At 67.2% G+C, this 26,791-nt stretch carries 25 protein-coding genes and 1 pseudogene; 16 read left to right on the top strand and 10 right to left on the bottom strand.

The window, feature by feature from the left end; all coding sequences use genetic code 11:
- Nucleotide 1 precedes the first annotated feature (1 nt).
- Complete coding sequence (gene glyS, locus P7A99_RS01740; protein ID WP_277792222.1) at nucleotides 2-2,179, top strand: glycine--tRNA ligase subunit beta; 2,178 nt, start codon at nucleotides 2-4, stop codon at nucleotides 2,177-2,179.
- Between the two features lie 173 nt (nucleotides 2,180-2,352).
- On the opposite strand, the pseudogene P7A99_RS01735 reads toward glyS, so the two are convergent.
- Both P7A99_RS01735 and P7A99_RS01730 read right to left on the bottom strand, forming a co-directional pair.
- A pseudogene (locus P7A99_RS01735) lies at nucleotides 2,353-3,382 on the bottom strand (NUDIX hydrolase); the annotation flags it as partial.
- A complete protein-coding gene (locus tag P7A99_RS01730) occupies nucleotides 3,348-3,989 on the bottom strand; it encodes an HD family hydrolase (protein WP_277792221.1) in 642 nt (213 codons plus the stop codon). The gene P7A99_RS01730 and the pseudogene P7A99_RS01735, both read right to left, overlap by 35 nt.
- A 122-nt stretch (nucleotides 3,990-4,111) precedes the next feature.
- Here P7A99_RS01730 and P7A99_RS01725 point away from each other — a divergent pair, with 122 nt between their 5' ends.
- Nucleotides 4,112-4,924, top strand: a complete 813-nt coding sequence (locus P7A99_RS01725) for a universal stress protein (protein ID WP_277792220.1) — start codon at nucleotides 4,112-4,114, stop codon at nucleotides 4,922-4,924.
- A 38-nt stretch (nucleotides 4,925-4,962) separates the two neighbouring features.
- Nucleotides 4,963-5,334 (top strand): hypothetical protein, encoded by a 372-nt coding sequence (locus P7A99_RS01720; RefSeq protein ID WP_277792219.1) that lies wholly within the window; start codon nucleotides 4,963-4,965, stop codon nucleotides 5,332-5,334.
- Nucleotides 5,335-5,481: 147 nt separating this feature from the next.
- Here the strand turns inward: P7A99_RS01720 and P7A99_RS01715 are convergent, their stop codons facing one another.
- The 5 genes from P7A99_RS01715 to P7A99_RS01695 form a co-directional block, all read right to left on the bottom strand.
- On the bottom strand, nucleotides 5,482-6,315 hold the full coding sequence (locus P7A99_RS01715) for a hypothetical protein (RefSeq protein ID WP_277792218.1): 834 nt from the start codon (nucleotides 6,313-6,315) through the stop codon (nucleotides 5,482-5,484).
- Nucleotides 6,316-6,391: 76 nt separating this feature from the next.
- A complete protein-coding gene (locus tag P7A99_RS01710) occupies nucleotides 6,392-7,258 on the bottom strand; it encodes an AAA family ATPase (protein WP_165256020.1) in 867 nt (288 codons plus the stop codon).
- A gap of 90 nt (nucleotides 7,259-7,348) precedes the next feature.
- A complete protein-coding gene (locus tag P7A99_RS01705; protein ID WP_277792217.1) occupies nucleotides 7,349-7,504 on the bottom strand; it encodes a hypothetical protein in 156 nt (51 codons plus the stop codon).
- Between the two features lie 115 nt (nucleotides 7,505-7,619).
- Complete coding sequence (locus P7A99_RS01700) at nucleotides 7,620-8,006, bottom strand: primosomal protein (protein WP_277792216.1); 387 nt, start codon at nucleotides 8,004-8,006, stop codon at nucleotides 7,620-7,622.
- 80 nt (nucleotides 8,007-8,086) lie between these two features.
- Nucleotides 8,087-9,880: a flagellar protein FlbA gene (locus tag P7A99_RS01695; protein ID WP_277792215.1), complete on the bottom strand. Its 1,794-nt coding sequence runs from the start codon at nucleotides 9,878-9,880 to the stop codon at nucleotides 8,087-8,089.
- A gap of 191 nt (nucleotides 9,881-10,071) precedes the next feature.
- On the opposite strand from P7A99_RS01695, the gene flbT reads away from it, so the two are divergent.
- The 12 genes from flbT to P7A99_RS01635 all read left to right on the top strand — a co-directional run bounded on the left by flbT (nucleotide 10,072) and on the right by P7A99_RS01635 (nucleotide 22,692).
- Nucleotides 10,072-10,497, top strand: coding sequence for a flagellar biosynthesis repressor FlbT (gene flbT / locus P7A99_RS01690; RefSeq protein WP_101715744.1), 426 nt, complete (start codon nucleotides 10,072-10,074; stop codon nucleotides 10,495-10,497).
- Nucleotides 10,457-10,819, top strand: coding sequence for a flagellar biosynthesis regulator FlaF (gene flaF / locus P7A99_RS01685; protein WP_101715743.1), 363 nt, complete (start codon nucleotides 10,457-10,459; stop codon nucleotides 10,817-10,819). The genes flbT and flaF overlap by 41 nt, the downstream gene beginning before the upstream one ends.
- Before the next feature lie 235 nt (nucleotides 10,820-11,054).
- Complete coding sequence (locus P7A99_RS01680) at nucleotides 11,055-11,879, top strand: flagellin (protein ID WP_277792214.1); 825 nt, start codon at nucleotides 11,055-11,057, stop codon at nucleotides 11,877-11,879.
- A gap of 351 nt (nucleotides 11,880-12,230) precedes the next feature.
- Nucleotides 12,231-13,052 carry a flagellin gene (locus tag P7A99_RS01675; RefSeq protein ID WP_277792213.1) on the top strand — a complete coding sequence of 274 codons (822 nt, stop codon included), beginning with the start codon at nucleotides 12,231-12,233 and terminating at the stop codon, nucleotides 13,050-13,052.
- Between the two features lie 109 nt (nucleotides 13,053-13,161).
- The gene (locus tag P7A99_RS01670) at nucleotides 13,162-13,506 is read left to right on the top strand and encodes a hypothetical protein (protein ID WP_277792212.1); all 345 of its coding nucleotides are present in this window, start codon (nucleotides 13,162-13,164) and stop codon (nucleotides 13,504-13,506) included.
- A 181-nt stretch (nucleotides 13,507-13,687) separates the two neighbouring features.
- Nucleotides 13,688-14,524, top strand: a complete 837-nt coding sequence (locus P7A99_RS01665) for a flagellin (protein ID WP_116491543.1) — start codon at nucleotides 13,688-13,690, stop codon at nucleotides 14,522-14,524.
- A gap of 109 nt (nucleotides 14,525-14,633) precedes the next feature.
- Nucleotides 14,634-15,188: a UDP-4-amino-4,6-dideoxy-N-acetyl-beta-L-altrosamine N-acetyltransferase gene (pseH, locus tag P7A99_RS01660; RefSeq protein ID WP_277792211.1), complete on the top strand. Its 555-nt coding sequence runs from the start codon at nucleotides 14,634-14,636 to the stop codon at nucleotides 15,186-15,188.
- Between the two features lie 90 nt (nucleotides 15,189-15,278).
- A complete protein-coding gene (locus tag P7A99_RS01655) occupies nucleotides 15,279-18,116 on the top strand; it encodes a hypothetical protein (RefSeq protein ID WP_277792210.1) in 2,838 nt (945 codons plus the stop codon).
- Nucleotides 18,117-18,182: 66 nt separating this feature from the next.
- Nucleotides 18,183-18,863, top strand: a complete 681-nt coding sequence (locus P7A99_RS01650) for a hypothetical protein (protein WP_277792209.1) — start codon at nucleotides 18,183-18,185, stop codon at nucleotides 18,861-18,863.
- Between the two features lie 17 nt (nucleotides 18,864-18,880).
- On the top strand, nucleotides 18,881-19,270 hold the full coding sequence (locus tag P7A99_RS01645; RefSeq protein WP_277792208.1) for a hypothetical protein: 390 nt from the start codon (nucleotides 18,881-18,883) through the stop codon (nucleotides 19,268-19,270).
- Nucleotides 19,271-19,425: 155 nt separating this feature from the next.
- Nucleotides 19,426-19,956: a single-stranded DNA-binding protein gene (gene ssb, locus P7A99_RS01640; RefSeq protein WP_277792207.1), complete on the top strand. Its 531-nt coding sequence runs from the start codon at nucleotides 19,426-19,428 to the stop codon at nucleotides 19,954-19,956.
- 420 nt (nucleotides 19,957-20,376) lie between these two features.
- A complete protein-coding gene (locus tag P7A99_RS01635) occupies nucleotides 20,377-22,692 on the top strand; it encodes a TonB-dependent receptor family protein (protein WP_431307632.1) in 2,316 nt (771 codons plus the stop codon).
- Here P7A99_RS01635 and P7A99_RS01630 read toward each other — a convergent pair.
- From P7A99_RS01630 to bioF, 3 genes are read right to left on the bottom strand one after another with little or no spacing between them, the layout of a single operon-like run.
- The gene (locus P7A99_RS01630; RefSeq protein WP_277792205.1) at nucleotides 22,689-23,576 is read right to left on the bottom strand and encodes a Gfo/Idh/MocA family protein; all 888 of its coding nucleotides are present in this window, start codon (nucleotides 23,574-23,576) and stop codon (nucleotides 22,689-22,691) included. The two genes, P7A99_RS01635 and P7A99_RS01630, sit on opposite strands and share 4 nt — an antisense overlap.
- Nucleotides 23,577-23,579: 3 nt before the next feature.
- Nucleotides 23,580-24,242 (bottom strand): dethiobiotin synthase, encoded by a 663-nt coding sequence (bioD, locus tag P7A99_RS01625; protein WP_277792204.1) that lies wholly within the window; start codon nucleotides 24,240-24,242, stop codon nucleotides 23,580-23,582.
- On the bottom strand, nucleotides 24,239-25,393 hold the full coding sequence (gene bioF / locus P7A99_RS01620; protein ID WP_277792203.1) for an 8-amino-7-oxononanoate synthase: 1,155 nt from the start codon (nucleotides 25,391-25,393) through the stop codon (nucleotides 24,239-24,241). The genes bioD and bioF overlap by 4 nt, the downstream gene beginning before the upstream one ends.
- A gap of 88 nt (nucleotides 25,394-25,481) precedes the next feature.
- Here bioF and P7A99_RS01615 point away from each other — a divergent pair, with 88 nt between their 5' ends.
- Complete coding sequence (locus tag P7A99_RS01615) at nucleotides 25,482-26,780, top strand: adenosylmethionine--8-amino-7-oxononanoate transaminase (RefSeq protein WP_277792202.1); 1,299 nt, start codon at nucleotides 25,482-25,484, stop codon at nucleotides 26,778-26,780.
- The last annotated feature ends 11 nt before the right edge of the window (nucleotides 26,781-26,791 follow it).

Genomic DNA, 26,791 nt, shown 5'->3' with positions numbered 1-26,791 from the left:
GATGCCCCAACTGCTTCTCGAACTGTTCTCCGAAGAGATCCCCGCCCGCATGCAGGGCCAGGCCGCCAAGGACCTGGAACGCATGGCGCGCGAACACCTGGCCGCCGCCGGCTTCCTGCCCGAGGCCCTGAAGACCTTCGCCGGCCCGCGCCGCCTGACCCTGGTGGCCGAAGGCCTGCCGCTGGCCCAGGCCGACCGCAAGGAAGAGCTGAAGGGCCCCCGCGTCGGCGCCCCGCAGCAGGCCATGGACGGCTTCCTGCGCAAGGCCGGCCTGACGCAGGACCAGCTGGTCGAGCAGAACGGCGTCTGGATGGCCTTCGTCGAGAAGAAGGGCCGCCCGACCGCCGAAATCATCGCCGAGATGGTTGAAGCCATCGTCCGCGGCTTCGCCTGGCCCAAGTCGATGACCTGGGGCACGGGCAAGCTGCGCTGGGTGCGTCCGCTCAAGCGCATTCTCTGCGTGCTCGACCGTGAAGTCGTGCCGTTCGAGATCGACGGCATCGTCAGCGGCGACGTCACCGAAGGCCACCGCTTCATGGGCGACGCGAAACCCCTCGTCGCCAAGGACTTCGACGAGTATGTCGCCGGCCTTGAGGCGCACTACGTCGTGCTCGACGTCGAGGAGCGCAAGGCGCGCATCCTCGAGGGCTGCAAGACCCTGTGCTTCGCGCGTCATCTGGAGCTGGTCGAGGACATCGGCCTGCTCGAGGAAGTCGCCGGCCTTGCCGAATGGCCGACGCCGGTGCTGGGCGACATGGATCCGTCGTTCCTCGACCTGCCGCCCGAGGTGATCCGTACCTCGATGCGCACCCACCAGAAGTACTTCGCCGTGCGCAAGCCGGGTCAGGCGGGCCTCGCCCCGCACTTCATCACCGTGGCCAATATCGAGGCCAAGGACGGCGGCAAGGTGATCGCCGCAGGCAACGCCAAGGTGCTGTCGTCGCGCCTGGCCGACGCCCGGTTCTTCTGGGACGAGGACGTCAAGACCGGCTTCGAGCCGTGGCTGGCCAAGCTGGACGGCGTGACCTTCCACGCCAAGCTCGGCACCATGGCCCAGCGCGTCGAGCGCATCGTCGCCCTGGCCGGCGAGATCGCGCCCCTGGTCGGCGCTGACGTCGACAAGGCCAAGGAGGCCGCGCGCCTGGCCAAGGGCGACCTGACCTCGCAGATGGTCGGCGAGTTCCCCGAGCTGCAAGGGATCATGGGCGGCTACTACGCCCGCCACTTCGGTCTCGACGCCGAGGTCGCCGCCGCGATCGAAGGTCACTACAAGCCGCAAGGCCCGTCCGACGCTGTTCCGACCGCGCCGGTCAGCGTGGCCGTGGCCCTGGCCGACAAGCTCGATACTCTTCTTGGGTTCTTCGGCATTGATGAAAAGCCGACGGGGTCAAAAGATCCTTACGCGCTACGCCGGGCCGCGCTGGGCGTGATCCGAACGATCTTGGAAAATGGCTTCCCGAGTTCACTGTTCCTGATCATTGCCAAACCATTGGCGCGTATTCGGGTGGCGATCGACTTCGAGAGCGTTCGGAACGCCGAGGCTAAGATTTCCGGCGTCACTCAAATTCCTCTCTCGGTGAGAGATGAGTTCATTGACCGGTTCATTCAGCAGAAGTTCGAAGAAGCTACGGGAGCAGATAGCGAGGCTTGGGCTTCGCGCGTTGCTCTCGACTTGGTTGCCTTCTTCGCCGATCGCCTGAAGGTGACGTTGAAGGACCAGGGCAAGCGCCACGATCTGGTCGACGCGGTGTTCGCCCTGGGTGACGACGACCTGGCGCGGATCGTCGCGCGGGTCGAGGCCCTGGACGGCTTCCTGAAGACCGACGACGGCAAGAACCTGCTGGCCGGCTACAAGCGCGCCTCCAACATCCTCAAGGCCGAGGAGAAGAAGGGCCCGTTGCCGGAAGGCACGCCTGAGGAGCCGGCCGCCGACAGCGCCGCCGAGGTGGGTCTCTACCAGGCCCTGCGCCTGCTGGATCGCCCGCTGAAGGACGCCCTGGCCAAGGAGGACTTCACCGGCGCCATGGCCCAGCTGGCCGAGCTGCGCGGTCCGGTGGACGCCTATCTCGACGGCGTCTTCGTCAACGACCCCGAGCACCGCGACAACCGCCTCAAGACCCTGGCCGCCGTCCGCGCGGCGATGGGCCTGGTGGCGGATTTCGGGTTGGTGGCGGGCTGATCCATCATCCTTCTCCCCTTGCGGGAGAAGGTGTCGGCGGCAGCCGACGGATGAGGGGTCTCTCAGACATGAAACGCCGCGCGGGCCGCACAGCCTTCGCGGCGTTTTCGTTCGTGCGACCCCTCACCCGACCCCGCTCGGCGGGGCCACCCTCTCCCGCAAGGGGAGAGGGGTTATTCTCTGAGCAGCGGCAGCGAAAGCCCGCCGGCCTGGCGCGCGCCCAGGATCTCTCGCCGGAAGCGGAACAGCTCGGCCGGGCGGCCGCCGGTTTCGCTATCGAGGCGGCCCAGGCCCTCGACCAGGTCCTCGCGCTCGACCACGCGGCGGAAGTTCTGCTTGTGCAGCGGCACGCCGGCGATGGCCTCGACCGTGCGCTGCAGAGCCGACAGCGTGAACTCGGCGGGCATCAGTTCGAAAGCCACCGGGCGGTACTTGATCTTGCCGCGCAGGCGCGAAAGCCCCGTGGCCAGGATCCGCCGGTGGTCGGAGATCATCGGCTCGCCCAGGGCGGCCGACAGGGCGACGGGTTCGGCGGGGTCGTGGCCGTCGGCGCGGGCGCGGTCGCGGGCGGCTTCGGGCGCCAAGCCGGCTTCGTAGAGCAGCTCGTAGCGCTCCAGCACCCGCTCCTCGTTCCAGGGGGCGCCGTCGAGGGCGAAGGCCAGGCGGGCGCGGGACAGGCGGTCGGCGTCGTCGCCGGCCCAGCGGCGCAGGGCCGGGGCGATGGCCTCGTCCAGCAGGGCCGGGCGGCCGGCGCGCCAGTCTTCCCAGGGGAAGAACCGCGTCCACGGCGCCCAGGCGGTGTCGGGGGCTTGCGTGTCGGTGGCCTTGGGCGTGAGGCCCAGATAGCCGATCGAGACGACGCGAGCCGCGCCGGCGCCGACCTCGGCCCGGGGGGCGTCGCGGCCCTTGTCGCCGAAGGTGTAGAGCTGCTCGACATAGCCCAGCTGGAACCGCGTCTGCTCGGTGACGAAGGCGCGCAGGGCCAGTTCGAAGGTGCGGTGGCCCTCGGGATCGAAGGGACCGAACGGCAGGCCGGGCAGGGGCGAGGCGATGTCGGTGACCGCGTCGTGCGGCCGCACGGTCAGCACCACGACCTCGCCGTCGCGCACGGCCACGACCACAGCCGACAGGCCGATGACGATGCCGGAAGAGGTTGCGGACAGAGCCGTCATTCGGTCTCGAAGGCTTCGCCCGGCGCGGATTCGAAGCCGGCCGCCTTGGACAGCACGTGGAAGCGCTGGACGTAACGTCCTTGCGCTTCGAACGGAGGCAGGGGGGTGATCGTGAGGTCGTAGCCGGCCGGCGGCGCGCCGAAGATCGACAGGGATTCGCCGTGCTCGAAGCCGGCCAATTGCGTGGCCTCGAAGAAGGCGCAGGCGCGGTCGGCCTGCTTGATCAGCTTCTTGATCGGGGCCGGGGTCTTCACCGGCAGGCCGAAGCGGATGTGGATCGCGTCTTCCAGCCGGGCCTCGAAGTCCTTATACGACACGCCCAGCGCCGCCTTGAACGGGCTGATCATGTCGCCGATCACATATTCGGAGGCGTCGTGCAGCAGGGCGGCCAGCCGCCAGCGCGGCTCCAGGTCGGGCTTGATGTGGGCGGCGATCTCTTCGACCACCAGGCTGTGCTGGGCCACCGAGAAGCCGTGCTCGCCGATCGTCTGGCCGTTCCAGCGGGCGACGCGCGCCAGGCCGTGGGCGATGTCCTCTATCTCGATGTCCATGGGCGAAGGATCCAGCAGGTCCAGCCGGCGTCCCGACAGCATCCGCTGCCACGCCCTCGGAGGGCTCTTATGCAGCCCTTTGGCCACGAGATCGTTCCTTATGGTGAAGGTGGTTTGAGTGCCGCATCGCTTGATGAAGATCAATGATGGCCCGGCCCGACGCCTGTGGAAATGCGTTTGTTGGAAATGCGTCGCATGGAGGATGGATCATGAGCTGGGCAAGGATCATGGCGCCGCTGGCGGGAGCCAGGCCTGACGAGGGCGTGCTGCGGGCCGCCGCCGTGCTGGCGGGCGCCTTCGACGCCGAACTGGCTGCCGTCCACGCCCCGGCCGACGTGGCCGACCTGATGCCGTGGATGGGCGAGGGCTTCATGGGCGGCGTGCAGGTCACCGCCCTGGAGAGCCTGAAGGAAGCCGCCGTCGAAGGCGCGCACGCCGTCGAGGCCATGGTCGCGGCGGTCGGTTATTCGAAGTCGCGCGTGACAACGCTGGAATCGCCCGTGTGGGCGGGTCTGGCCATGGAATGCCGGCTTTCGGACGTCATCGTGTTCGACAGCGCCGCCGCCCGCGGCAAGGGTCCGCTGGCCGAGGCCTTCCAGCAGATGATCGCCGACGAGCAGCGGCCCGTTGTCGTGGCCCGCGAAGGACTGAAGGTCGGCGGAACCGCGCTGGTGGCCTGGGACGGCGGCAAGGAGGCCAGCCGCGCCCTGCGCACGGCCCTGCCGCTGTTGCAGAAGGCTTCTCGCGTGGTGGTGGCCGGCGCGCCGGCGGCCTCGTCGCGCAGCTTCGAGCTGGCCCGCATGGTCGATTTCCTGGCCGCCCGGGGCGTCTCGGCCCAGGTGCGGGTTCTGGAAGGTTCGCACGATGCGGCCAAGTTGCTGCTGGAGGCGGCGAGGGCGGAGGGGGCCGATTTCCTGGTCGCCGGCGCCTTCGGGCATCCGCGGCTTCAGGAGTTCATCTTCGGCGGCACGACGCGCAGCCTGCTGAACGCCGAGGGCCCGTCGCTCTTCCTGTCGCACTGACCGTTCAACCAGCAAGACCAAGAAGAAGGAGGCAGTCCATGTCCCTATCGCGCATCGTCATGCGTCTGGCCCGCAATCCGGGCACCGAATTCGCCGGCGGCGACGATCATCGCGGCTATGCCCTGACCGCGCCGCTGACGGCCGACGGTCACCTGGACGAGGCCGAGTACGCCAAGGCGAAGAAGGACTGCGCGGTGCGCCGGTTCGCCCCCGACGAGGATCCGGCCGACGGCCGCCTGGCCCGGCGGGGCGAGCGCTGGTTCTTCGACTACGACGAGGAAGACCAGATCGACGACGAGCCAGTCCACCGCCTGGGCCAGCACCGCTTCGCCATCGGCGAGTACGTCACCGTCACCGACGAGGACGGCCGTCCGCTGACCTACAAGGTGATGGAAGTCACGCCGATCTAAGAACCGAAATCCTCCCCCTGAAGGGGGAGGTGGCCCAGAGGGCCGGAGGGGGAAGTACTTGATGCGGCTGGTTCGCTCCTGGCGGCGGCAACTTCCCCCTCAGTCGCTCCGCGACAGCTCCCCCTTCAGGGGGAGCATCTCAAGGCCTCAACCACCTACGTTGTGGCGCACCAGCGCTTTCATGTCCTTGAAGAGGTCGCCGTCCTCGGAGTTGCGATCCTTGGCCCTGACGATGGCGACGGCCAGCGGGCCGCCCTTGGGGCCGCGGGCCTCGTAGCCGGCCAGATGATAGCCGGCGGGGGCCTTGTCGCTGGCCAGGACGAGGGTGGCGCGCACGCCGTCGTTTTCCTTCTGGCGATGGCGAACGACCGCGCCGTGGTCGTCGGCGCGGATGTCGACCTCGCCGTCCTTGTCGTCGGAGCTGCTGACGCGGACGGTGCGGCTTTCATGGCCGCCGTCCTTGCGCTCCTCGACCGAGGTGGTGCGCTCGCCGTCCTTGCTGCTGACGTTCTTGGTGATGCGTACCTGCGCCTCGCCATCGTCGGCGTTGATGGTCATGCCGCCGATGCGGATATCGGCGCCCTCGTCGCGGGCGTCGATGCTGACGCCCGGCAGCTTGATGTGCGCGGTTTCCTTGCCCTTCGGCGCGCCGGAGGCGGCCGGCGCCTTCAGGTGCGGCATCAGCGCCTTGAGGTCGGTCTCGATCGGGTTCAGCGCCGTCTCGGCGTCGTCGCCCTGCAGGGCCACAAGGCGCAGGGTCACCTCGGCATTGTCGCCGGCATAGCCGCACGACTTGCCGTCCGGCGCGATGCTGACGCGGGTCAGCTTGCCCTGGCGTTCGGGACAGTCCAGTCGCTCAATGGCGCGCAGCGGCTCGCGCTTGTGGATCACCCGCTCGTGCCGCTCGGTCTTCACCGAGGCGGGCGGCGAGCAGGCGGCGAGGGCGGCGGCGCCGGCGGCCAGGACGAGGATTAGGCGCATCAAGCAATATCCTTCACGTTCGGCGCGAAGGTGTGCGGCTCGGCGACCGGCGTCCAATGAAATTGCGGTAACGGGACTATTGGCCCGGGCGGGCGCTGCCTTCGCGGCGGGCCAGGAAGGCCAGGCGCTCGAACAGGTGGACGTCCTGCTCGTTCTTCAGCAGGGCGCCGTGCAGCGGCGGGATCAGCTTGGTGGGATCCTTCTCGCGCAGCACGGTCTCGTCGATGTCCTCGACCAGCAGCAGCTTGAGCCAGTCGAGCAGCTCCGAGGTCGACGGCTTCTTCTTCAGGCCTGGAACCTTGCGCATGTCGTAGAAGATGCGCAGAGCTTCGGCGACCAGCTTCTGCTTGATGCCCGGGAAGTGCACGTCGACGATGGCCTGCATCGTCTGCTCCTCGGGGAAGCGGATGTAGTGGAAGAAGCAGCGGCGCAGGAAGGCGTCCGGCAGTTCCTTCTCGTTGTTGGAGGTTATGATCATCACCGGCCGCACCTTGGCCTTGATGGTCTCGCCGGTCTCGTAGACGAAGAACTCCATGCGATCGAGCTCCTGCAGGAGGTCGTTCGGGAACTCGATGTCGGCCTTGTCGATCTCGTCGATCAGCAGGACGGGGCGGACGGGCGACTCGAAAGCCTCCCAGAGCTTGCCCTTCTTGATGTAGTTCTTGACGTCCTTGACGCGCTCGTCGCCCAGCTGGCTGTCGCGCAGGCGGGTGACGGCGTCGTACTCGTAGAGGCCCTGCTGAGCCTTGGTCGTCGACTTGATGTGCCAGGTCAGCAGCGGGGCGTTCATCGCCTTGGCGACCTCGTAGGCCAGCACCGTCTTGCCGGTGCCCGGCTCGCCCTTGATCAGCAGGGGGCGTTCCAGGGCCACGGCCGCGTTGACGGCGACCTTCAGGTCCTCGGTGGCGACGTAGTCGGCGGTGCCTTCGAAGCGCGAGCTCATGCGGTGTCCCTGGACGGCGGCCCCGGATGAAGCGCGCCTCGAACAAGTGTTCAAATCTTCAGGGCTAACCTACAGAGCCGCGCCGCGCGATCAAGACGGGTTCTGCGGCGGCTGGCGATGGCGGCGAGCCACCGACGGCGGATCGCTGGCCGGAAAGCTCTCTTCCAGGCCTTCCTCCAGTTGGTCTTCCAGATAGTCCGCCTGGTCGGTTTCATCCTGCGGGGTTTCGGGCTTGGGATCGGACATGCGAAATCTCCTGTCAGGCCTCGGCGAAGCCTGACGCGATGGTGACGACAGCGCAACTAAGGGCGCGTACGAAGGCAGGCTAGAACGGATCGATCGGCGGTTTGATGATCGTGGCCTAGCGGCGGCGGTCGTATCCGAGCGCCTCTACGTCGTCCTCGGCCAGCCGGGTCGACTCGTAGTCGGACGGCTCTTCATCATCGGTCGAGATGACGTCCTCGTCCGACAGGCCGCCGCCGACCGGATCGAGGGGCTCGCGCTCGACGTCGAGGCCTTCGTCGTCACGGCCGCCTTCGAGTTCGTCCTCGAGGTCGTCGAGCTCGGATTCGTCGAGGATGTCGTAGTCGTCGTCTTCATCCTCGGCGTCGTCGTCGTCGGCCTGGGTGACGTCGTAGACGTCTTCGATTTCGTCGAAATTGGCGATGTCCTGGCCGTCTTCGGTCAGGTTGGTCTCGTCCAGGACCTCAGCGACATCCTGCGGGTCGTAGTCGGTTTCCGGCGGCATGGCGGGTCTCCCTGATGGGGCGACGATCGCCGCCCGTTCAGGGAATCAAACCCGCCCCCGCGCCCGATGTTCCTGCCCGATTACTTCGCGAAATCGGCCAGGGCGCCGGCGACGTCGGCCATGATCGGACGCCAGTCGTCGTAGTCCGGCGCGATGAAGCAGCGGCACTGCGGATACCAGGGCGAATGGTCCGAGCCGAGACGGGTCCACGAGGCCGCGCCGGTCAGCATCCAGATCGGCGCGCCGCAGGCGCCGGCCAGGTTGATGGTGGCGTTGGAGAAGCCGATGACGAGGTCCAGCGCGCAGGAGAGGGCGGCCACGTCGTCCAGATCCTGCTTCAGGTCGATGCCTGGCGGGGTCCAGATCTCGACGCCCAGTTGTTCGCGGGCGTAGGCGATCTCCTCGTCGCAGTCGCCGTACTGGAGATTGATGAACGACACGCCGGGGGTCTTCAGCACCGGCTCCCACAGCTCGAACGGCGAGAACAGGCGGGCGCGCTCGGCGTTCAGCTTCAGGCTCTTCCACAGCAGGCCGACCTTGGGTCCGGGCGGGGCGTCTTCCAGCACCTTCTTCCAGTGGGCGACGCGTTCGGGATCGGGGGTCAGGAAGCGCTCGCGCTTGGGGAAGGCCTCGACCGACGGGCGCAGGGTCTCCAGCAGCGAGCCCATCGGGGCCCAGCAGTCGATGCCCGACCAGTCCTCGATGAACGGCGCGTCGCGATAGATGTGGCCTTGGTAGGAGACGGTGCGGTGAACGGCGACGTTCGCCTCGGGATAGCTGCGCTCGAACAGCGGAACGAGGCGGCGTTCGACCAGGATCGAAAGCGCGCCGTCCGGGCCCAAAGCTTCGGCTACGTCGGGCAGGGTGTTGGCGAACATCACCTCGTCGCCCAGGCCCTGCTCGGCCACGACAAGCAGCCGCTTGCCAGCGAGGTCGTCGCCTTTCTTCCAGGCCTTGACGGGGAACTGGTAGTTGGGAACGCCCGCCAACTCGGTCGACAGGCGCGCGCCGTAGGCTTCCCAGCCTTCGGCGACACGGCCCAGAGCGAGCAGGATCGTCGAGCGCGCGAAGCGCATGGCCGCCAGGTCTTCGGCGGAATCGGCCATCTCGATGCCGGCGTCGCAGTCGGCCAGGGCGCCTTTCACGTCGCCCAGGTCGAGCAGGGCGAAGGCCCGGTTGTGCAGGCCCTTGCCGAAGTGCGGCGCCAGGCGCAGGGCCTCGTCGAAGAAGGTCACGGCCGTGCGGCCTTCGCCCAGGCTGCACATCACCGTGCCCAGGGTGTTCCACAGCACCGGCTGCGTGGGATTGGCCTGGATGGCGGGCTTGAGAATGTCGATCGCCGCGGATTCCTGGTTCAGGTCGCGCAGGGCGCAGGCCAGGTTGTTGGTGGCTTCCAGGCTGGTGGGATTGGCGTTCAGGCAGTGCATGAACAGCTTGGCGGCGATCTCCGGCATTTCCATGCGGAAGGCCAGGCGGCCCAGGTCGCCGGCCACGGCGGATTCGTCGGGCAGAAGCTTCAGCGCCGCTTCGTAGCAATGCATGGACGAGGCGAAGTCGCCCGTCTTCTCGCGGGCCACGGCCAGGACGTGCCAGGCGGGCCCCGCGCGCTCGTTCTTCTTGAGGGCCTTCAGGGCGGTCTTTTCAGCCAGGACGTACTCGCCGCGCTGCACCGCGATGATCGCCTTGTTCAGCAGCTTGATGGTGGCCGGATCCTGGATCGTGTGGGCTTCGCGGTTCAGCCGCGCGATCGAATCGGCCGAGGCGGAATCACCCAGTTGCGAGGCGCGCAGGCCCGGCAAGACGCCTTGACCGACCGCTTCCTGGCCGGCTGCGAGGGCGGCGGCGGAGATTCCGGAGCCGAGATTGCGGGACATGCGTACACCTTGGCGATTGGGTGGCTTCATCCTCTGAGCGAGTATGCTTAATTGTGTCCTAAGCTGCGACTTACGGTCGCGCGGCCGGCAATAGGGCGTTAACCCGCAGCCCTCTAGGTTCCGGTCGAACGCCATACCGGCGAACCGCCATGACGGCGGACGGGCGCAGCGATGGAAAGGAATGGCCAAAAGTGCCTTTGAAGCTGTCGCTGAAGCCCGGCGAGAAATTCGTGCTCAACGGGGCGGTCGTCCAGAACGGCGATCGTCGCGGGGTGCTGGTCCTGCAGAACAAGGCCTCCGTGCTGCGTGAAAAGGACATCATGCAGCCCGATCAGGTGACCACGCCATCGCGTCACATCTACTTCCCGGTCATGATGATGTACCTGGAAGAGAGCGGTGCGGAGAAATACTACGACGAGTTCGCGACCCGCCTGACCGAGTTCATGGGCGTGGTGCGGAACCCGGGCGTGCTGGCCGATTGCATCGCGATCTCCAAGCACGTCATGGCCCGCGAGTACTACAAGGCGCTCATGCTGAGCCGTAAGTTGATCGATTACGAAGACGAGAGGTTGGGGAATGTCTCTTCGGGCCTACCAGCAGGCGGCGACCAGGACTGAGAATCCGCGTGAGGTCGAGTATCGCCTGTTCGGACAGGTGACGCGCGCCCTCATGGAGGCTTCCCAGGCCGACGTGAACGACATCCAGACGCGTATCCATGCGCTGGACTGGAACCGTCGCGTCTGGTCGGCGCTGGCGACAGATTGCGCCCTGCCCGAGAACACCATGACCAAGGAGCTGCGCGCGAGCATCATCTCGCTGAGCATCTGGGTGGGTCGTCACTCGAGCCTGGTCATGCGCAAGGAAGAAGACTTCGAGCCGCTGATCGAGATCAACCGCATGATCATGCAGGGGCTGGCCGGCCGCGCCGAAGCGGCCTGATCCGGCCTCAAGGCGCAGCTCGGCGCCGATTGCCGCCTCTCTTCGGAAAAACCTGCCGCCCGGCGAATGTTGCATTCGCCGGGCGGTTTCGTTTCCGGCCCATGCTTCGAAATTTCCGTTTCATTTCAGTGGATTGCGATCTGGCCTGAACTGGCCCGCCGTTTGCGATGGTTCCCGCGGGCAAAACGCCCGACCGGCAAAATGCCGGGGCTCTCCACCAAAACGGTAGGTTCCTATGATCGCCAACTCCATCAACACCAACGCCGGCGCGATGATCGCGCTGCAAAACCTGAACGCCACCAACTCGGAGCTGACCACCACCCAGCAACGCATCAACACCGGCAAGAAGATCTCGAACGCCAAGGATAACGGCGCGATCTGGTCGATGGCGGAGATGCAGAGCGCGACCTCGAGCTCGTTGAATGCCGTGAAGGACTCGCTCCAGCGCGGTCAGTCGACCATCGACGTTGCGTTGGCGGCCGGCGACACGGTCACCGACCTGCTCGGCAAGATGAAGGAAAAGGCCCTGGCCGCTTCCGACACCTCGCTCAACACCGCTTCCTTCAAGGCGCTGCAGGCCGACTTCACGTCGCTGCGCGACCAGATCACCAAGGCCGTGACCAACGCCAAGTTCAACGGCGCCAGCGTGGTGGACGGTTCGACCACCAAGCTCGCGTTCCTCGCGAACGAAACCGGCGCGGCGTTCACCGTCACCTCGCGGACCCTGTCCCTCACGGGCATCGGTCTGTCGACGACGACGACCTTCACGACGGCCGCTTCTGCGAAGACGATGATCGCCACGATCGATACGGCTCTGCAGACCGCGACCAACAAGCTGGCCTCGCTCGGCACCAACTCGGTGGGCCTGGACATGCACTTGACCTTCATGGGCAAGCTGCAGGACAGCCTCGACGCCGGTGTCGGCAATCTGGTCGATGCGGACATGGCCAAGGAAAGCGCCAAGCTGCAGTCGCTGCAAACCAAGCAGCAACTGGGCGTGCAGGCACTGTCCATCGCCAACCAGGCGCCCCAATCGATCATGTCGCTCTTCCGCGGCTGATCGAAGAAGCGCCGAACCTGGCGACCAAGCGCCGGGCGATCGAAAGATCGCCCGGCGTTTTCTTTTGTTCCGGGGTCTGATTTTCGGAGATCGACGGTCGTGTTTCGGGTGGGCAATTCGGTCGCATCTGCCGAAAGCTGCCCGGCAGTATTTGCCGGTGGGGCGCCCGGCTCGGCAGAATTTGCCGGGCGTGAACGTTCTAAACGAACCTATAACGCCGTAATTTCAATGACTTAAAATTTTCGAGCAGGTGGGCAGGATTGGCCCGGTAGTTGCTTCCTAGATCAGCGAGCAAAACGCTCCCGGCAGTCAAAATGACGTCGGACAACCTGAAATAGGAACATATTCGTTATGGCGCTGAACAGCATCAACACGAACTCGGGCGCGATGATCGCCCTGCAAAACCTGAACTCGACCAACAGCGAGCTGCAGGTTACGCAACAACGCATCAACACCGGCAAGAAGATCGGCTCCGCCAAAGACAACGGCGCCATCTGGGCCACCGCCAAGAACCAGTCGGCCACCGCTTCCTCGCTCAACGCCGTGAAGGACTCGCTGCAACGCGGTCAGTCCACGATCGACGTCGCGCTGGCGGCCGGCGACACGGTGACCGACCTGCTCGGCAAGATGAAGGAAAAGGCCCTGGCCGCTTCCGACACCTCGCTGAACACCGCGTCGTTCAAGGCCCTGCAGGCTGACTTCACGTCGCTGCGCGACCAGATCACCAAGGCTGTGACCAACGCCAAGTTCAACGGCGCCAGCATCATCGACGGCAAGACCACGAAGCTCAGCTTCCTGGCCAACTCGGACGGCACGGCTATCACCGTGAACGCCAAGACCCTGTCGCTGACCGGCATCGGCCTGAGCACCACGACCACCTTCACGACCGCCGCCGCGGCCAAGACGATGATCACCACCATCGACACGGCTCTGCAAACGGCGACCAACAAGCTGGCTTCGCTGGGCACCAGCTCGACCGGCCTGGACACCCACCTGAACTTCGTCGGCAAGCTGCAAGACAGCCTCGACGCCGGTGTGGGCAACCTGGTCGACGCCGACCTGGCCAAGGAAAGCGCCAAGCTCCAAGCCCTGCAAACCAAGCAGCAGCTGGGCATCCAGGCGCTCTCGATCGCCAACCAGTCGACCGGCACGGTCCTGAGCCTGTTCCGATAAGGGACGAGCAGGGGGCGATCCTCACGGGTCGCCCCCGCCTTTCTCGCGGCCCTGGGCCGGGGAGGGGAGCAAAGAAGGCGCCGCCGCTAAACGGCGGTGATTAGGAGAGATGGAAAACAAGGCCGCGCTGACGGCTCCGGTTCAAGAGCTGCCCGCGCAAAACCAGATCGTTCCCATGACCGTCCCGGGCAAGGCCTCGGACGGCGAAGTCGTTTCCGGAACCGGCAAGGCCGAGGTCCGCAAGCCAGCCGAGCAGAAGGTCGTCGACGACGGCCCGCAGCCTGGCGACCTGCGCCTTGTGATCGAGCAGGACACCGACAGCGGCGTGTACGTCTACAAGACGGTGGACCGGCGGACGGGCGAGACCCTGAAGCAGTATCCCCGCGAGGACGTGCTGCGGTTCAAGGAAGCGGCCTCCTACGGCCCCGGCGCGATCTACGACGGCCTGACCTAGGGCCTTCGCGCGCCACGGTTTGCATGCACGCTTGCGGCGCGACGTCGCAGGCGCAACATGGTTTATAAGCGTTAACCATATTCTTACTCCCCGGGCGGCAAGTTCACGGCCGATCCGCTCGGGCGTCGAATCGCGCACCGAGCTCCTTGAAGTCGGCGAGAACGCCGTTCGGAGTATCGTGATGACGCTGAGTGTGAACACCAATCAGCCCGCGCTGATCGCCCTGCAGAACCTGAACAAGACCAACGACGAGATGCAGGGCGTCCAGACCCGCATCAACACCGGCCTTGCGATCTCCAGCGCCAAGGACAACGCGGCCGTCTGGTCGATCGCTCAGGACCAGCAGGCCGACCGTTCGGCCCTGGCCTCGGTCAAGATGAGCCTGGATCGCGCGACCTCGATCGCCGACGTCGCCCTGACCGCCGGCGAGTCGGTCTCCGACCTGCTCAACCTGATGCGTGAGAAGGTGGTCGCGGCCAAGGACAGCTCGCTGTCGACCCAGGCGCGCACCGCTCTCAACGCCGACTTCCAGGGCCTGCTCAGCAACCTCACCCAGGTTGTCGACAGCGCCACCTTCGACGGCGCCAACATCCTGGACGGCAGCCAGACCAACGCCATCACCTTCCTGGCCGACGCCGACGCCCAGACGGTGATCTCGCTGAACCTGCAGACCCTGTCGCTGGGCAGCCCGAAGAACAGCCTTCTGGCCGGCGACAGCATCGCCACCCTGACCCAGGCGACCGCCGTCCTCACCCGCCTCGACGCGACGATCGCCACGGTCAACCAGGCCGTCGGCTCGATCGGTTCGCAGGCCAAGCAGATTGACGCCCACAACACCTTCGTCTCGAAGCTGTCGGATGTGCTGGAAACGGGCGTAGGCAACCTGGTCGACGCCGACATGGCCAAGGAAAGCGCTCGCCTGCAGGCCCTTCAGGTCAAGCAACAGCTGGGCGCCCAGGCTCTGTCGATCGCCAACGGCGCGCCGCAGATCATCCTGTCGCTGTTCGGCAACGGCTGAGGCGGCGGCTGCCCCAACGTAATTGTCATACGAAACGCCGGTCTTTTCCTAGGCCGGCGTTTCTCGCGTGGTTACTCTGTGTTCCGCAGCGCAAGGGGATTCGCTTCGCATGATCGAACTGCGGGACTTGAAGGACGAGGACGAGGCGGTGCTCTTCCAGTGGCGCGCCGAGCCCGAGGTCGACCGCTGGATGTCGGACGCGGCGTTTCCCAGCCGCGAGGCGCACGCCGCCTGGTTCGACGGCCTGCGCAAGGATCCCGACATGCGGGGCTGGATGATCGCGCGCGCCGGCGCGCCCGCCGGCCTGCTGACCCTCACGGGGCTTCAGTCGCACCATCGCCGCGCGGGCTGGAACTGGTTCGTCGGCGCATCCGACGCGCGACGTCGCGGGGTAGGGCGGGCGGCCCAGGTTCTGGGTCTCGACCGCGCTTTCGGCGAACTGGGCCTGCACAAGGTGTTCGCCGAGGTGATGGCTGACAACGACGCGGCGCTGAAGGCCCAATCGGCGGCGGGCTTCCGTCGCGAAGGCTATCTGCGCGGCCATGTCCTCAAGAACGGCGAGCCGCGCGACGTGGTGCTGCTGGGCATTCTGGCCGAGGAGTGGGCCGAGCTTCGCGACGAGGCGCGCCGGGCGCTGAGCGACGCTCACCTGATCGCGGCCTGATCCGAACAATTCACACGTCTTAACGAAACGTCAGCGTTCGTAACCGAAGATTGCGATGAGTGGCGCATTGCGCCTTCTGTGGAAGCGGTCGTGATCACTTTCGACACCAGTTCGCTGCTGAGCTACTACCAAGCCAAGCTTGGCGTGGGCACGGCTGCGTCCGCGCTGTCTTCGGGCACGACGAGTTCGACCTCCACGGCCAAGCAGGGCATTCCCGCCGCGCCCTGGACGACGGTGACCACCGAGCCCAGCGATCTGGTGAAGGCGGCGCTGAACGGCCGCAAGTTCGTCGATGAAGGCGCCGCCGAGGCCGCCGCTCCGGGCATCAAGGGTGACTACAAGAAGCTGTTCTCGGCCTATCAGGCCCTGAACACCCTGACCGCCATCGCCAATCGCGCCAGCGAGAAGAACGTCTCCGACAGCGAGATCAAGCGCCTGCAGACGGCGCTGACCAAGGGGCTGACGGAGCTCACCAACTACGTCCAGAGCGCCAACACCGAAGGCATGCGCCTGACCACGGGCGCGGCCATGACCCAGGACAAGTCCAAGGTCGGCGTGCCCAAGAACGTCTACGGCTACGTCACCAACACGCTCTACAGCGGCCAGATGGACGACGAGGTCCCCGCCTTCAAAGGCGACCAGAAGTTCACGATGTCGGTCACCAAGTTCGGTGAGACCCAGAACCTGACGATGGACCTGGCCGAGATGGGCTCGACGCCGCGGACCATGTCCAACGTGGTCAGCTTCTTCAACGGCAAGCTCCAGGCGGCCGGCTACAACACCACCTTCGCCGTCGAGCGCACGCCGGGCGTGGAGCGCACCGCCACGGTCAACGGCCAGACGGTGAAGTTGCCGGCCACCGGTGACGACTTCGCCCTGCGGATCCGCGGCGACTCCATCGAGAAGCTTACCTTCACGGCCCCGGCGCCGAAGCCGGCCGTCTACATCACCACCGAGGCCGGCAATCCCGACCCCGACAAGGACACCAAGACCGACGACGCGGTCATCGAGAACACCCTGACCAAGTACGGCACGGGCTCCAGCGCCGGCGTGGCCGGCGCCAAGGTGTTCTCCGACACGCTGGAAGGCACGGTCGCCAAGGTCCACAAGACCGTCGCCGGCCCGGACGGTTCGATCTACGTGCTGGCCGACGTCGAAAAGAGCGTCGAGAGCCAGACCATCAAGGGCGACCAGGACGTCGCCCTGCTGAAGTACGATTCCGCCGGCAAGCTGCTCTATGCTCGCAGCCTGGGCGCGGCCGACACCGCCACCGGCTATTCGATCGCGGTTTCGGACGACGGCAAGGTGGCCATCGCTGGCTCGGTCGCGGGCACCCTGAACGGTGCGACGACCGGCCCGATCAATTCCGACAGCAACGGCACGGTGACCGACAGCTTCGTGTCGCTGTACGACGCCAACGGCGACGAGGCCTGGACGGTCCGCCGCGGCGGCCTGCTGGAGGACGAGGCTACGGCCGTGGCTTTCGGCGAGGACGGCGTGGTCTACGTGGCCGGCCGCACCAAGTCGGACCTGCCCGGCGCGACGGGTTCGGCCTCGCAGGGCGGCTACGACAACTATCTGACCGGCTTCGCCACCGATATCGCCGGCACCCCCAAGGCGCTGTTCACCACCCATTTCGGCAGCGCCGAGAACGACACGGTGTCGGGCATCGTCGTCGACGGCGGCAAGGTGATCGTCGCCAGCAAGGAAGGCAGCCAAGCTAAGCTGCGCAGCTTCGACGTCGCCACCACCGTGGTCACCGAGAACCGCACGACCCTGAATTCGGCCGGCATCTACGAGACCAAGGCGGTGACCTATACCAAGGCCGCCGCCATGAACGTCGGCGCGGTGCGCGACCTGGGCACGCTGAAGGGCGGCGACATCGCCGGCATCTCGATCGACAACGGCCAGCTCTATATCGGCGGCTATACGACCAACGGCGAGCTGTCGGTGGGCAATGTCACCTCGGCTGCTTCAGGCGGCTCGGACGGTTTCGTGGCGCGCATCTCGCTCGACCTGACCGACACGGCCGGCGACACGATGGCCTACTATGGCGGCACGGGCGATGACACCGTAACCGGCATGGCGGTCTCGAACGGCCAGGTCTGGCTGGTCGGCGCGGCCGGCAAGGACCTGGCGGGGCTGCCGACCGTCGGCACCAAGGACGGCTATGTCGCGCAGATCGACATGAGCACCGGCGAGGCCTCGTGGGAGCAGCGCCTGACCGGCAAGGACGGCTACGCGACCCCGACCTCGATCGCGGTCGACGCCTCGGGCTCCAGCGCGCTGGACGTCTTCGGCCTGCCGCGCGGCGCGATGAACTACGTCCAGTCGGACAAGATCGTCTCGGCGACCTCGGCCCGTGCGGGCGACACCTTCCAGATCCGCACGCGCGAGCGTGGCCCGCTGACGACCATCACCATCAGCGCCAACGATACGCTCGAGACCTTGGCCGACAAGATCCGCCGCGCGTCGGGCAGCGCCGCCAAGGTGTCGATCACCAGCGACGGCAATATGCGCAAGCTCTCCATCACGCCGGCCTTCAAGACTTCGACCGTCGAGATCCTGCCGGGCAAGGGCGACAGCGACGTCCTGGATTCGCTGGGCCTGGCGTCCGGCGTGGTGCGCAACACCAAGACCGAGGGCGGCCGCACCGTGTCGGCGGACGGCAAGGGGCCGGTCTACGGCCTCAAGCTCAATCTCGACATGAGCCTGGCCGACGCCGAGTCACGCGCCACGACCGCCGACCTGCTGAAGTCGGCCACGGCCGCAATCCGCAACGCCTATCGCGAGATGGCCGATATCGCCAACGGCGTGAAGGTCGACACGTCCTCGACCAACAGCGCCACCACCGGCACGGCGCCCGCCTATCTGACCAACCAGATCGCCAACTACCAGGCCGCGCTCGACCGTCTGACCGGCGGTTGACAATTGTAAGCGCCCTATGGCGCTGCGACGCTTGAAACCGTCACCAACGCGTCGTAGCCAGGGGACATGGAACTTCTCAAAGACCGACGCGTGCTGCTGGGCGGCGGAGCGGCCCTGGCCGTGATCGCCGGCCTCGGCGTGGCCTTCGCGCTGATGGGCGGCAAGGACCGCAAGCCGGCCGAGGAGCCGCCGGCCTCGCGCGCCGGCCTGATCGTCGAGACCGGACGTCCCGACGACACCAAGCTCAACGATCCGGCCCGCCCGCTGCGCTGCTTCGTCGGCGGCCAGTTCGTGGGCGAGACCACCCTGGCCGAATGCGCCAAGAAGAACGGCGTGGCCACCGGCGCGCTGGATGTCGGCGTCGACGAGACCGGGGCCCTGGCCGCGGCCGACCAGGCCGGCACGGTGCTGACGCCGCTGCCGCCGCCGACCGTCACCGCGCCGGTCGCCACCGCGCCGACGCCCGCGCCGACCGGTCCCGCTGCGGCCAGCAGCGCGCCTCTGGGCGTCTGCCAGCGCTACTCGGGCGGGCAATGGAACAAGCTGCCGGGCGAGATCACCCAGAACGCCTGCATCCAGCAGCTGTTCGCGGGCAAGTGTGAGCGTCCGGGCGGCGCCACCTACGGCCGCTGGGGCGACGAGACGCTTCGCCTGCTGCCGGGCCGCGTCGAGGCCTCGTCCGACAACCGCTCGTTCCACCTGGTGGTCGAGCAGGCCGCCAATTGCGCCATTCCCAGCGTCGGCTGAGACGAAGGAGTTCTCTGATGCGCGTTTCCTCCATCGCCGCCGTCCTGGCCCTCGGCGTCGCCGCCATCGGCCTGTCGGGCTGCGTCAAGCAGACCAAGGCGCCCTTCGACCAGGGCGTCTGCAACCACGTGATCGAGAAGAAGGACGGCACGCTGCAGTTCAATCCGGTCGAGCGCAACGTGCCGAACATGGAGACCTGCGCGGCCACGCTGGAGGGCATGCGCATCCGCTTCATGCGCATGGGCCTGCGCCGGGAACAGCTGACCGGCTCCTACCAGGGCAAGTTCATCTTCGTGGAGAAGGAAGGCATCTATCTGGGCGACAGCTACGAAGGCGCCCGGTTCATGTCGCTGGTTCGCACGGGCGACGGCCGCCTGGCGGTTCCGGGCGCGCTGCCGGCGCGCTGAACCTTCGGACGAGCAGGAGAGGGCGGTGGATAACCGCCCTCCGTTCACAGGAACGTTCAGGGAACAAAGCTTGCTTTTGATCTTGCTGAGTCGTTAACGTCCTGGCTTCGAGATTCCGGCGCGTTGGGTCGCCGGGCGAGAGCAGGGCATCGCCAATGGCTGGCAGCGTCAACAAGGTCATCCTCGTCGGCAACCTCGGGGCCGACCCCGAAATCCGCACCCTCAACTCGGGCGACCGCGTCGCCAACCTGCGCATCGCCACGTCCGAGACCTGGCGCGACCGCTCCAGCGGCGAGCGCAAGGAAAAGACCGAGTGGCACCGGGTCGTGATCTTCAACGACAACCTGGTGAAGGTGGCCGAGAGCTACCTGCGCAAGGGCTCGACCGTCTACATCGAGGGCGCCATCCAGACCCGCAAGTGGACCGACCAGCAGGGCCAGGAAAAGTACTCGACCGAGATCGTGCTGCAGAAGTTCCGCGGCGAGTTGACCATGCTGGGCGGTCGCGGCGACGGCGCCGGCGCCTCGTCGGGCGGCGGCTATGACGATGGCTACGGCCAAGGCGGCGGTGGCGGCTACGGCGGCGGCCAGGGCGGCGGCAACTTCGGCGGCGGCGCTCCGCGTAGCCAGCCCAGCGGTCCGCGCGAGAGCTTCTCGGCCGACCTGGACGACGAAATCCCGTTCTAGATCTCCGTCGTCGGATGAAATTCGAAGAGGCGGCCGCTCCGAAAGGGGCGGCCGCCTTTTCTTTGCGCGCTGGGCGCCGGAGCGCGCGGCGCCGCGGCTTGTCAGTGGGCCTATGGGCCTCGCGACGTTTGACGCGCGGGGCGGGACGGCGTGCAGTGTGTCCGTGAAAGGCGTTTGGTGGTGATCGCCGCGCGCCAAGGCCAGATCGATCAGGAACCGCCTCGCCGTCAGTATGCGAAGCGGATGGCGTCGTGCTTTCCGTGTCCTGTCGAGTAACGGTGCTGGTGCATATTAAATGATCTCGTTTGTCGCCGGCGGAACCACGCAGAAAAGTGGGCTGCTGTAACGGCGATTTCTGTTTTTTGACCTGCGGTCGGGAGCCAGTCTCGTCGGGGGATCAAAAAGCAGGGGATAGCCGTGATCCAAGTCCAGTCGAGCAAGTATGCGTTTCGTCGTCTGAAGGCCGCCTTGCTGGCGGCAAGCGTCATGGGGGCCGGCGCGCCGGCCTTCGCCGAGGAAGACCCCAAGGCGCCCGACGCGGTCGACGCCGTCGTCGTCACCGGCAAGCGGGTGTCGGAGGCCAGCGTCGCCATCGGTACGGACCAGGCCACCGCCACGGTCTCGATCACCCGCGAGGCCCTGCTGTCGGCCCCAGCCGGCGTGACCGGCCTGAAGATGCTGGAGAGCCTGCCGGGCTTCAACGTCCAGGCCAACGACGCCTTGGGCATGTACGAGTTCGGCAACTCGGTCTCGGTGCGGGCCTTCAACTTCCAGCAGATCGGCTTCCTGCTCGACGGGATCCCCATGGGGCGCAGCGACCAGTTCGGCGGCAGCCCGATCTATCGCTATGTCGACAACGAGAACCTGGCGCGCGTGCAGGCCTCGGCCGGGGCCGGCGACGTCTCGCTGCCCAGCTACGCCTCGCTTGGACCGATCGTCGATTACTTCACCAAGGCCCCGGACGTGCAGGCCGGCGGCTCGATCAGCCAGACCCTGGGCGAGGACAACCTGCGCCGCAGCTTCCTGCGTCTGGAGAGCGGCAAGATCGGCCGACTGTCAGGCTATGTGGCCGGGTCGTGGATCAAGGGCGACCTGTGGCGCGGCCCGGGCTTCATCAAGCGCGAGCATTACGAGGGCAAGCTCGACTACGCCTTCGAGAGCGGCGGGAACCTGACGTTCCAGACCGTGCACAACGACTATTACGACTATGACTCCCCGTCGATCACCAAGGCCCAGTACGCAGGGACGGCAGGCGACCTCTTCGGCCGCAAGGGCAGGGACTTCGCTTATCTCGGTTACGTGCCAAGCCTGCCGGTGACGTCGGCGGGCGTGCCGTATTCGAACACCGCCTACAACCAGTACTACAAGTTCGCGGTCAACGCCCGGCAGGACCACCTCTACGGCCTGTCGCTGAGCAAGCCGATCGGCGAGGCCTTCGAGATCCGTTCGACGGCCTATTACGAGGACAAGGGCGGCTACGGCGTCTCGCCCGAGGCCTATTCGACCTCGCTGGCCAGCTACAACGCCGAGCGCCTGATCGTGGCCGGCCTGACCGCGCCCAAGGGCGTGCAGTACGGCCTCTCGGGCGTCGATGGCACGCGCAAGGGGATCACCGTCGCTGGAACCTGGCGGGCGGGGATCTATACGCTCCAGGCCGGGGTCTGGCTGGAGAAGGACGACTACCACCGCACCCAGGCCCGCTATAACACCGTGGGCGGCCATCCCGATGGCGCGGCGCTGCTGAACGAGCCCGTGCACCTGCAGCGCAACTACGTCTCCACCCGCGAGACCACCCAGTTCTTCCTCAAGGACACGGTGCGGCTGCTGGACGACAGGCTGAAGGTCGAGCTGGGCTTCAAGGCCACGGATATCGACTACGAGATTGCCGGCTATCGCAATCCCGCCGACTACATCGCCCGGCGTCAGCCCAGGATCACCGACAACTGGAAGGACAGCTTCCTGCCGCAGGTGGGCCTGGTCTATTCGATCAACAGCCGCGACCAGGTGTTCGCCTCTTACTCGGAGAACCTGGCCCTGCCGCGCGGCGCCGACGACATCTATTCGGCGGCCAGTCCCGCCGCGCCCGGACCCGACGCCGAGACTTCGCAGAACCTCGAGATCGGCTATCGCGCCAACCGGCCGACCTTCAACGGCTCGGTCGTGGCTTATTACACCGCGTTCGAGAACCGCCTTCAGTCCTACGCTTCCGAGGTTCCGGGCAGTGGCACGACCGAGACCTTCTTCCAGAATGTCGGCGGCGTGGAGGCTCACGGCGTGGAGTTCAGCGGCCAGTGGAAACCGGAGCTGGCGGGCGGCAAGCTCTATTTCAACGCCAACCTGTCGTACAACCGGGCCGAGTTCGAGAACAACTTCGGGATCCAGCCGATCGCGGGCAACACCTTGCCGGACTTCCCGACCTGGCTGTTCCAGGGCGGCGTCACCTGGGAGCCGACCGACTGGGCGCTGGTCAACGTCTCGGCCCGCCACCTCAGCGACCGCTACACCAACATGCGCAATACCGAGAAGACGGACGGCTACACGGTGTGGAACGCCTATGTCGACCTGGGCGACGGCTTCGGCGTGGGGCCTTTGAAGCAGGTCAAGGCCCGGATCAACGTCGATAACCTGTTCGACGAGGACTATCTGGGCACGATCAGCACGACCGTGGACACCCTGGCCACCTTCCGGCCCGGCTCGCACCGGACCTTCCAGGTGACGCTGTCGGCCGACTTCTAGGCCGTCAGTTCAGCCACGACCTGTTCGCACAGGCGATGGGTCTCCAGGGCGTCGAGGGCCGACAGGCGTCGGTCCTCGCGCACGGCGCAGAGGAAGGCGTCGATCATGGCTTCGAAGCCGCGCTGGCGGCCGACGGTGGTCCAGTCGCCGCGGCGGGCCAGGCGTTCGCCGCCGGCGAAGTCGGTGACATCGGCGAGGTTGGCGATCCGGCGCTTGACGCCGCCGCCCATCACCTCGAGCACCTCCTCGTTGGCGCCGCTGACCCGGTTCATGATCCCGACGGCGTCGCGGCCGGGGCCGGTCAGGTGCAGCATCACGTGCTCCAGCAGGTCGCCGTCGAGCCGGCCGCTGATCCTGGCCTGCTTCGCGCCGGGCGACAGGAAACGCAAGCTGTCGACCACGTGGATGAAGTCGTCGAAGACCGTGCGCCGCACGCCGTCGGCATGGCCCGTGCGGTTCTTCTGCATCAGCACGAACGGGGCGTTGAGCGCCGCCGCTTCGGCCTGGACCGGCGCATGGCGGCGGTTGAAGCCGACGGCCAGCGACACGCCGTGTGTCTCGGCCAGGTCCACGAGGCTTTCGGTCTCATCCAGAGTGTCGGCGATGGGCTTGTCGACCAGGGTGGCCACGCCGGCCTCAATCAGGCGGCGGACGATGGCGGGGTGCGCCTCCGTCGCCGCATGCACGAAGGCGGCGTCGAGGCCTTGGGCCAGGGCTTCTTCCAGGTCGGTGTGCAGGCGATCCACCCGCCAGGCCGCGCCCAGTTCGTCGAGCGTGGCGGTGCTGCGGGTGACGAAGGCCAGTTGCACGTCGGCGCGGGTTCCCAGCAACGGCAGGTAGGCTTTGCGGGCGATGTCGCCCAGGCCGATCATCGCCACGCGCATGGTCTAGAGCCCCCTCGCCAGATGGTCGGCCAGTTCGCTTGCGTCCCAATATTCGTGGCGGGGCGCAAGGAAGATCGGCGTTTCGCGCTCGAAGGCGGCCAGGGCGTCGGCGGTCTGGACCAAGTCGGGCGCGTCCAGGCTCTCGCTCATGATGATGGCGGCCACGCTTGCGCCTCGGGCCCGCAGGGCGACCAGCGCGGTCAGCACGTGGCTGATCGTGCCGAGGTACGAGCCGGCGATCAGCAGGACCGGCAGGCCAAGATCGGCGATCAGGTCGAGATTGGTGGCTTCGTCGGTCAGGGGCGACATCACCCCGCCGGCGCCTTCCACCAGCATCAGGTCGTGGTCGCCGGCCAAGGCCGCGCGGCAATCGGCCGCCAGATCCTCGATCCGCAGCACGTCGCCTTCGAGACGCGCGGCCAGATTCGGGGCCAGCGGCGCCAGATAGCGGCGCGGCGAGATGCGGGGCAGGGCGCTCGGGTCGCCCAGCGCCTGGGCCAGGCGCGCCGGATCGCTGGCCGAGGGATCTGCGGGATCGAAGCCGCTGACCACGGGCTTGAAGGCGTCGACGGCCACGCCCTTGGCCTTCAGGGCCCGGATCACGGCGCAGGCGACGTGGGTCTTGCCGATGTCGGTGCCGGTTCCGGCGACGAAGAGGGCGCTCATCGGCTCGCCTCCACATAGGGGCGGACGAGGGCGGCCAGCCGCAGGACTTCCTCGTCTGGATGGTCGGCGCTGAAGGCCAGGCGCAGGCGGGCGGTGCCGGCGGGCACAGTGGGCGGCCGGATGGCCACCACTAGGAACCCTTCGGCCTCCAGGGTGGCGGAGGCCGCCAGGGCCGCGTCGGCCTCGCCGATAACCACCGGCACGATCGGGCTCTCGGCGGAGGGCAGGCCGGCGGCCTTGGTGAACAGGCGGGCCTTGCGCAGGGGCTGGGCGGCGAAGGCCGGGTCGGCCTCGATCAGGTCGAGCGCGGCGATGGCGGCGGCGGCCGAGGCCGGCGGCAGGCCGGTGGTGTAGACGACCGTGCGGGCGCGGGTCTTGAGGAAGTCGACCACGCTCTGCGAGCCGCATAGATAGCCGCCGTACGAGCCCAGCGCCTTGGAAAGCGTGCCCATCTGCAACGGGATGACGGCGTCGGGGAACAGGGCGGCCGTGCCCTTGCCATCGCCCAGCACGCCCACGCCATGGGCGTCGTCGACCAGCAGCCAGGCGTCGTTGGCCTCGCAGACCGCCGACAGCCAGTCCAGCGGCGCGACGTCGCCGTCCATCGAGAACACCCCGTCGGTGGCGACGACGGCGTGGCGGAAGCTCGATCGGTGCTCGGCCAGCAGTTCGGCCAGGGCGTCGCTGTCATTGTGCGGGAAGGACACGACCTTGGCGCCGGAAAGCTGCGCCCCGGCCCAGATGCAGGCGTGGGCCAGCTCGTCGACGAACACCACGTCCTGCTTGCCGGCGAAGGTAGGGATCACCCCGGTGTTGGCTAGGTAGCCCGAGCCGAACACCACGCAGGCCTCGGTCCCTTTGAGGCGGGCCAGGCGTTGCTCCAGCGCCTCGATCAGCGGGTTGTCGCCGGTGACCAGGCGCGAAGCGCCCGAACCCGCGCCATGCTCGGCCACGGCGGCCTGGGCGGCGGCGATGACGGCCGGGTGTTGCGACAGGCCCAGATAGTCGTTGCAGGAGAAGGACAACAGGCGCTTGCCGTCGCGCTCGACGACCGCGCCGGGCAGCCGGCGGGTGGGCTTGAGGCGGCGGCGCAGGCTCATGGCCTCCAGGGCCGCGAGCTTGCCGCTCGCGAAGGCGTCCAGACTGTGCATTCCGATTCCTGTTTGCCCAGATTCCGATTTGCTCGGGAGCGGGGACGCTCTAGGCAAGCGGCCCCTCCGGCGCAACGAAAGGATCGCCATGACCACCCCCGACTGGCTCGCTGAAGGCGCCAAGCACGTGTGGCGGCCCTACTGCCAGATGAAGACGGCCCCGGCGCCGCTTCCGGTCGTGCGCACCCACGGCTCGCGGATCGTGCTGGAGGACGGCCACGAACTGGTCGACGGCATCGCCAGCTGGTGGACGGCGGTTCATGGTTACAATCACCCGCACATCGCCGCCGCCGTGCGTGAGCAGTTGGAAGCCATGCCGCACGTGATGTTCGGCGGCCTGGCGCACGAACCGGCCTATCGCCTGGCCGCGCGTCTGGCGGCGATCCTGCCGGGCGAGTTGGATCATGTGTTCTTCGCCGAATCCGGCTCGGTGTCGGTCGAGATCGCCATGAAGATGGCGCTGCAGTTCCACATCAATCGCGGCGAGACGGGCCGCACGCGCTTTCTGTCGTTCCGCGGCGGCTATCATGGCGACACCCTGGCGACGATGACGGTCTGCGACCCGGAGGAGGGGATGCACAGCCTGTTCTCGGGGGTGATGCCCGCGCAGGTGATCGCCGACCTGCCGCTGGATGAAGCCTCCGAGGCCGCGCTCGACAGTTTGCTCGCCGAGCGGGGCGGGGAGATCGCCGCCATGCTGACCGAACCCCTGGTGCAGGGCGCGGGCGGCATGCTGTTCCATGATCCAGAGGTGTTGCGCCGCCTGCGCCGGCTGGCCGACAAGCACGGCGTGCTACTGATCTTCGACGAGATCTTCACGGGCTTTGGCCGCACCGGCGAGCTCTTCGCCATGCAGGCCGCCGGGATCGAGCCTGACATCGTAACCCTGTCGAAGGCCCTGACCGGCGGCACCCTGCCGCTGTCGGCGGCCGTGGCCTCGCGCAAGGTTTTCGAGGCCTTCTGGTCCGACGACGCCGGCGCGGCCCTGATGCATGGGCCGACCTACATGGGCAACGCCCTGGCCAGCGCCGCCGCCAACGCCTCGCTCGACCTGTTCGAGGCCGGAACCTGGAAAGCCGACGTGGCGCGGGTCTCGGCGGCCTTGAAGGAGGGTCTGGAGCCCTGCCGCAGCGCGCCGGGCGTCGTCGATGTGCGGGTGCTGGGGGCGATCGGCGTGGTGGAGTTTTCCTCGCCGGTGGCCGTCGGTGCGCTGTGCCAGGCCTTCGCCGCGAAGGGCGCGTGGATCCGGCCGATGGGCAAGGTCGTCTATCTGACGCCGGCCTACACGACGCCGGACGCGGACCTCGCCATCCTCATGTCGGCCATTCGCGACGTCATTGGACCAAATGGCGTGTTTGGCGGGGTTGAAGGATCGGGCGGGGTCTGATCCAAGCAGCC

The organism is Caulobacter endophyticus (genome assembly GCF_029543245.1).
Lineage (GTDB): Bacteria > Pseudomonadota > Alphaproteobacteria > Caulobacterales > Caulobacteraceae > Caulobacter > Caulobacter endophyticus_A.
The sequence above is the reverse complement of the archived record's forward strand: the minus strand, read 5'-3'. Positions and strand labels throughout refer to the sequence as shown.

Excerpts from the sequence above, each read along its gene's own strand:
- glyS (WP_277792222.1), top strand. The coding sequence starts at position 2 with ATGCCCCAACTGCTTCTCGAACTGTTCTCCGAAGAGATCCCCGCCCGC.
- P7A99_RS01725 (WP_277792220.1), top strand. The coding sequence starts at position 4,112 with ATGAGCTGGGCAAGGATCATGGCGCCGCTGGCGGGAGCCAGGCCTGAC.
- P7A99_RS01720 (WP_277792219.1), top strand. The coding sequence starts at position 4,963 with ATGTCCCTATCGCGCATCGTCATGCGTCTGGCCCGCAATCCGGGCACC.
- P7A99_RS01715 (WP_277792218.1), bottom strand. The coding sequence starts at position 6,315 with ATGCGCCTAATCCTCGTCCTGGCCGCCGGCGCCGCCGCCCTCGCCGCC.
- P7A99_RS01710 (WP_165256020.1), bottom strand. The coding sequence starts at position 7,258 with ATGAGCTCGCGCTTCGAAGGCACCGCCGACTACGTCGCCACCGAGGAC.
- P7A99_RS01705 (WP_277792217.1), bottom strand. The coding sequence starts at position 7,504 with ATGTCCGATCCCAAGCCCGAAACCCCGCAGGATGAAACCGACCAGGCG.
- P7A99_RS01700 (WP_277792216.1), bottom strand. The coding sequence starts at position 8,006 with ATGCCGCCGGAAACCGACTACGACCCGCAGGATGTCGCTGAGGTCCTG.
- P7A99_RS01695 (WP_277792215.1), bottom strand. The coding sequence starts at position 9,880 with ATGTCCCGCAATCTCGGCTCCGGAATCTCCGCCGCCGCCCTCGCAGCC.
- flaF (WP_101715743.1), top strand. The coding sequence starts at position 10,457 with ATGTCTCTTCGGGCCTACCAGCAGGCGGCGACCAGGACTGAGAATCCG.
- P7A99_RS01680 (WP_277792214.1), top strand. The coding sequence starts at position 11,055 with ATGATCGCCAACTCCATCAACACCAACGCCGGCGCGATGATCGCGCTG.
- P7A99_RS01675 (WP_277792213.1), top strand. The coding sequence starts at position 12,231 with ATGGCGCTGAACAGCATCAACACGAACTCGGGCGCGATGATCGCCCTG.
- P7A99_RS01670 (WP_277792212.1), top strand. The coding sequence starts at position 13,162 with ATGGAAAACAAGGCCGCGCTGACGGCTCCGGTTCAAGAGCTGCCCGCG.
- P7A99_RS01665 (WP_116491543.1), top strand. The coding sequence starts at position 13,688 with ATGACGCTGAGTGTGAACACCAATCAGCCCGCGCTGATCGCCCTGCAG.
- pseH (WP_277792211.1), top strand. The coding sequence starts at position 14,634 with ATGATCGAACTGCGGGACTTGAAGGACGAGGACGAGGCGGTGCTCTTC.
- P7A99_RS01650 (WP_277792209.1), top strand. The coding sequence starts at position 18,183 with ATGGAACTTCTCAAAGACCGACGCGTGCTGCTGGGCGGCGGAGCGGCC.
- P7A99_RS01645 (WP_277792208.1), top strand. The coding sequence starts at position 18,881 with ATGCGCGTTTCCTCCATCGCCGCCGTCCTGGCCCTCGGCGTCGCCGCC.
- ssb (WP_277792207.1), top strand. The coding sequence starts at position 19,426 with ATGGCTGGCAGCGTCAACAAGGTCATCCTCGTCGGCAACCTCGGGGCC.
- P7A99_RS01630 (WP_277792205.1), bottom strand. The coding sequence starts at position 23,576 with ATGCGCGTGGCGATGATCGGCCTGGGCGACATCGCCCGCAAAGCCTAC.
- bioD (WP_277792204.1), bottom strand. The coding sequence starts at position 24,242 with ATGAGCGCCCTCTTCGTCGCCGGAACCGGCACCGACATCGGCAAGACC.
- bioF (WP_277792203.1), bottom strand. The coding sequence starts at position 25,393 with ATGCACAGTCTGGACGCCTTCGCGAGCGGCAAGCTCGCGGCCCTGGAG.
- P7A99_RS01615 (WP_277792202.1), top strand. The coding sequence starts at position 25,482 with ATGACCACCCCCGACTGGCTCGCTGAAGGCGCCAAGCACGTGTGGCGG.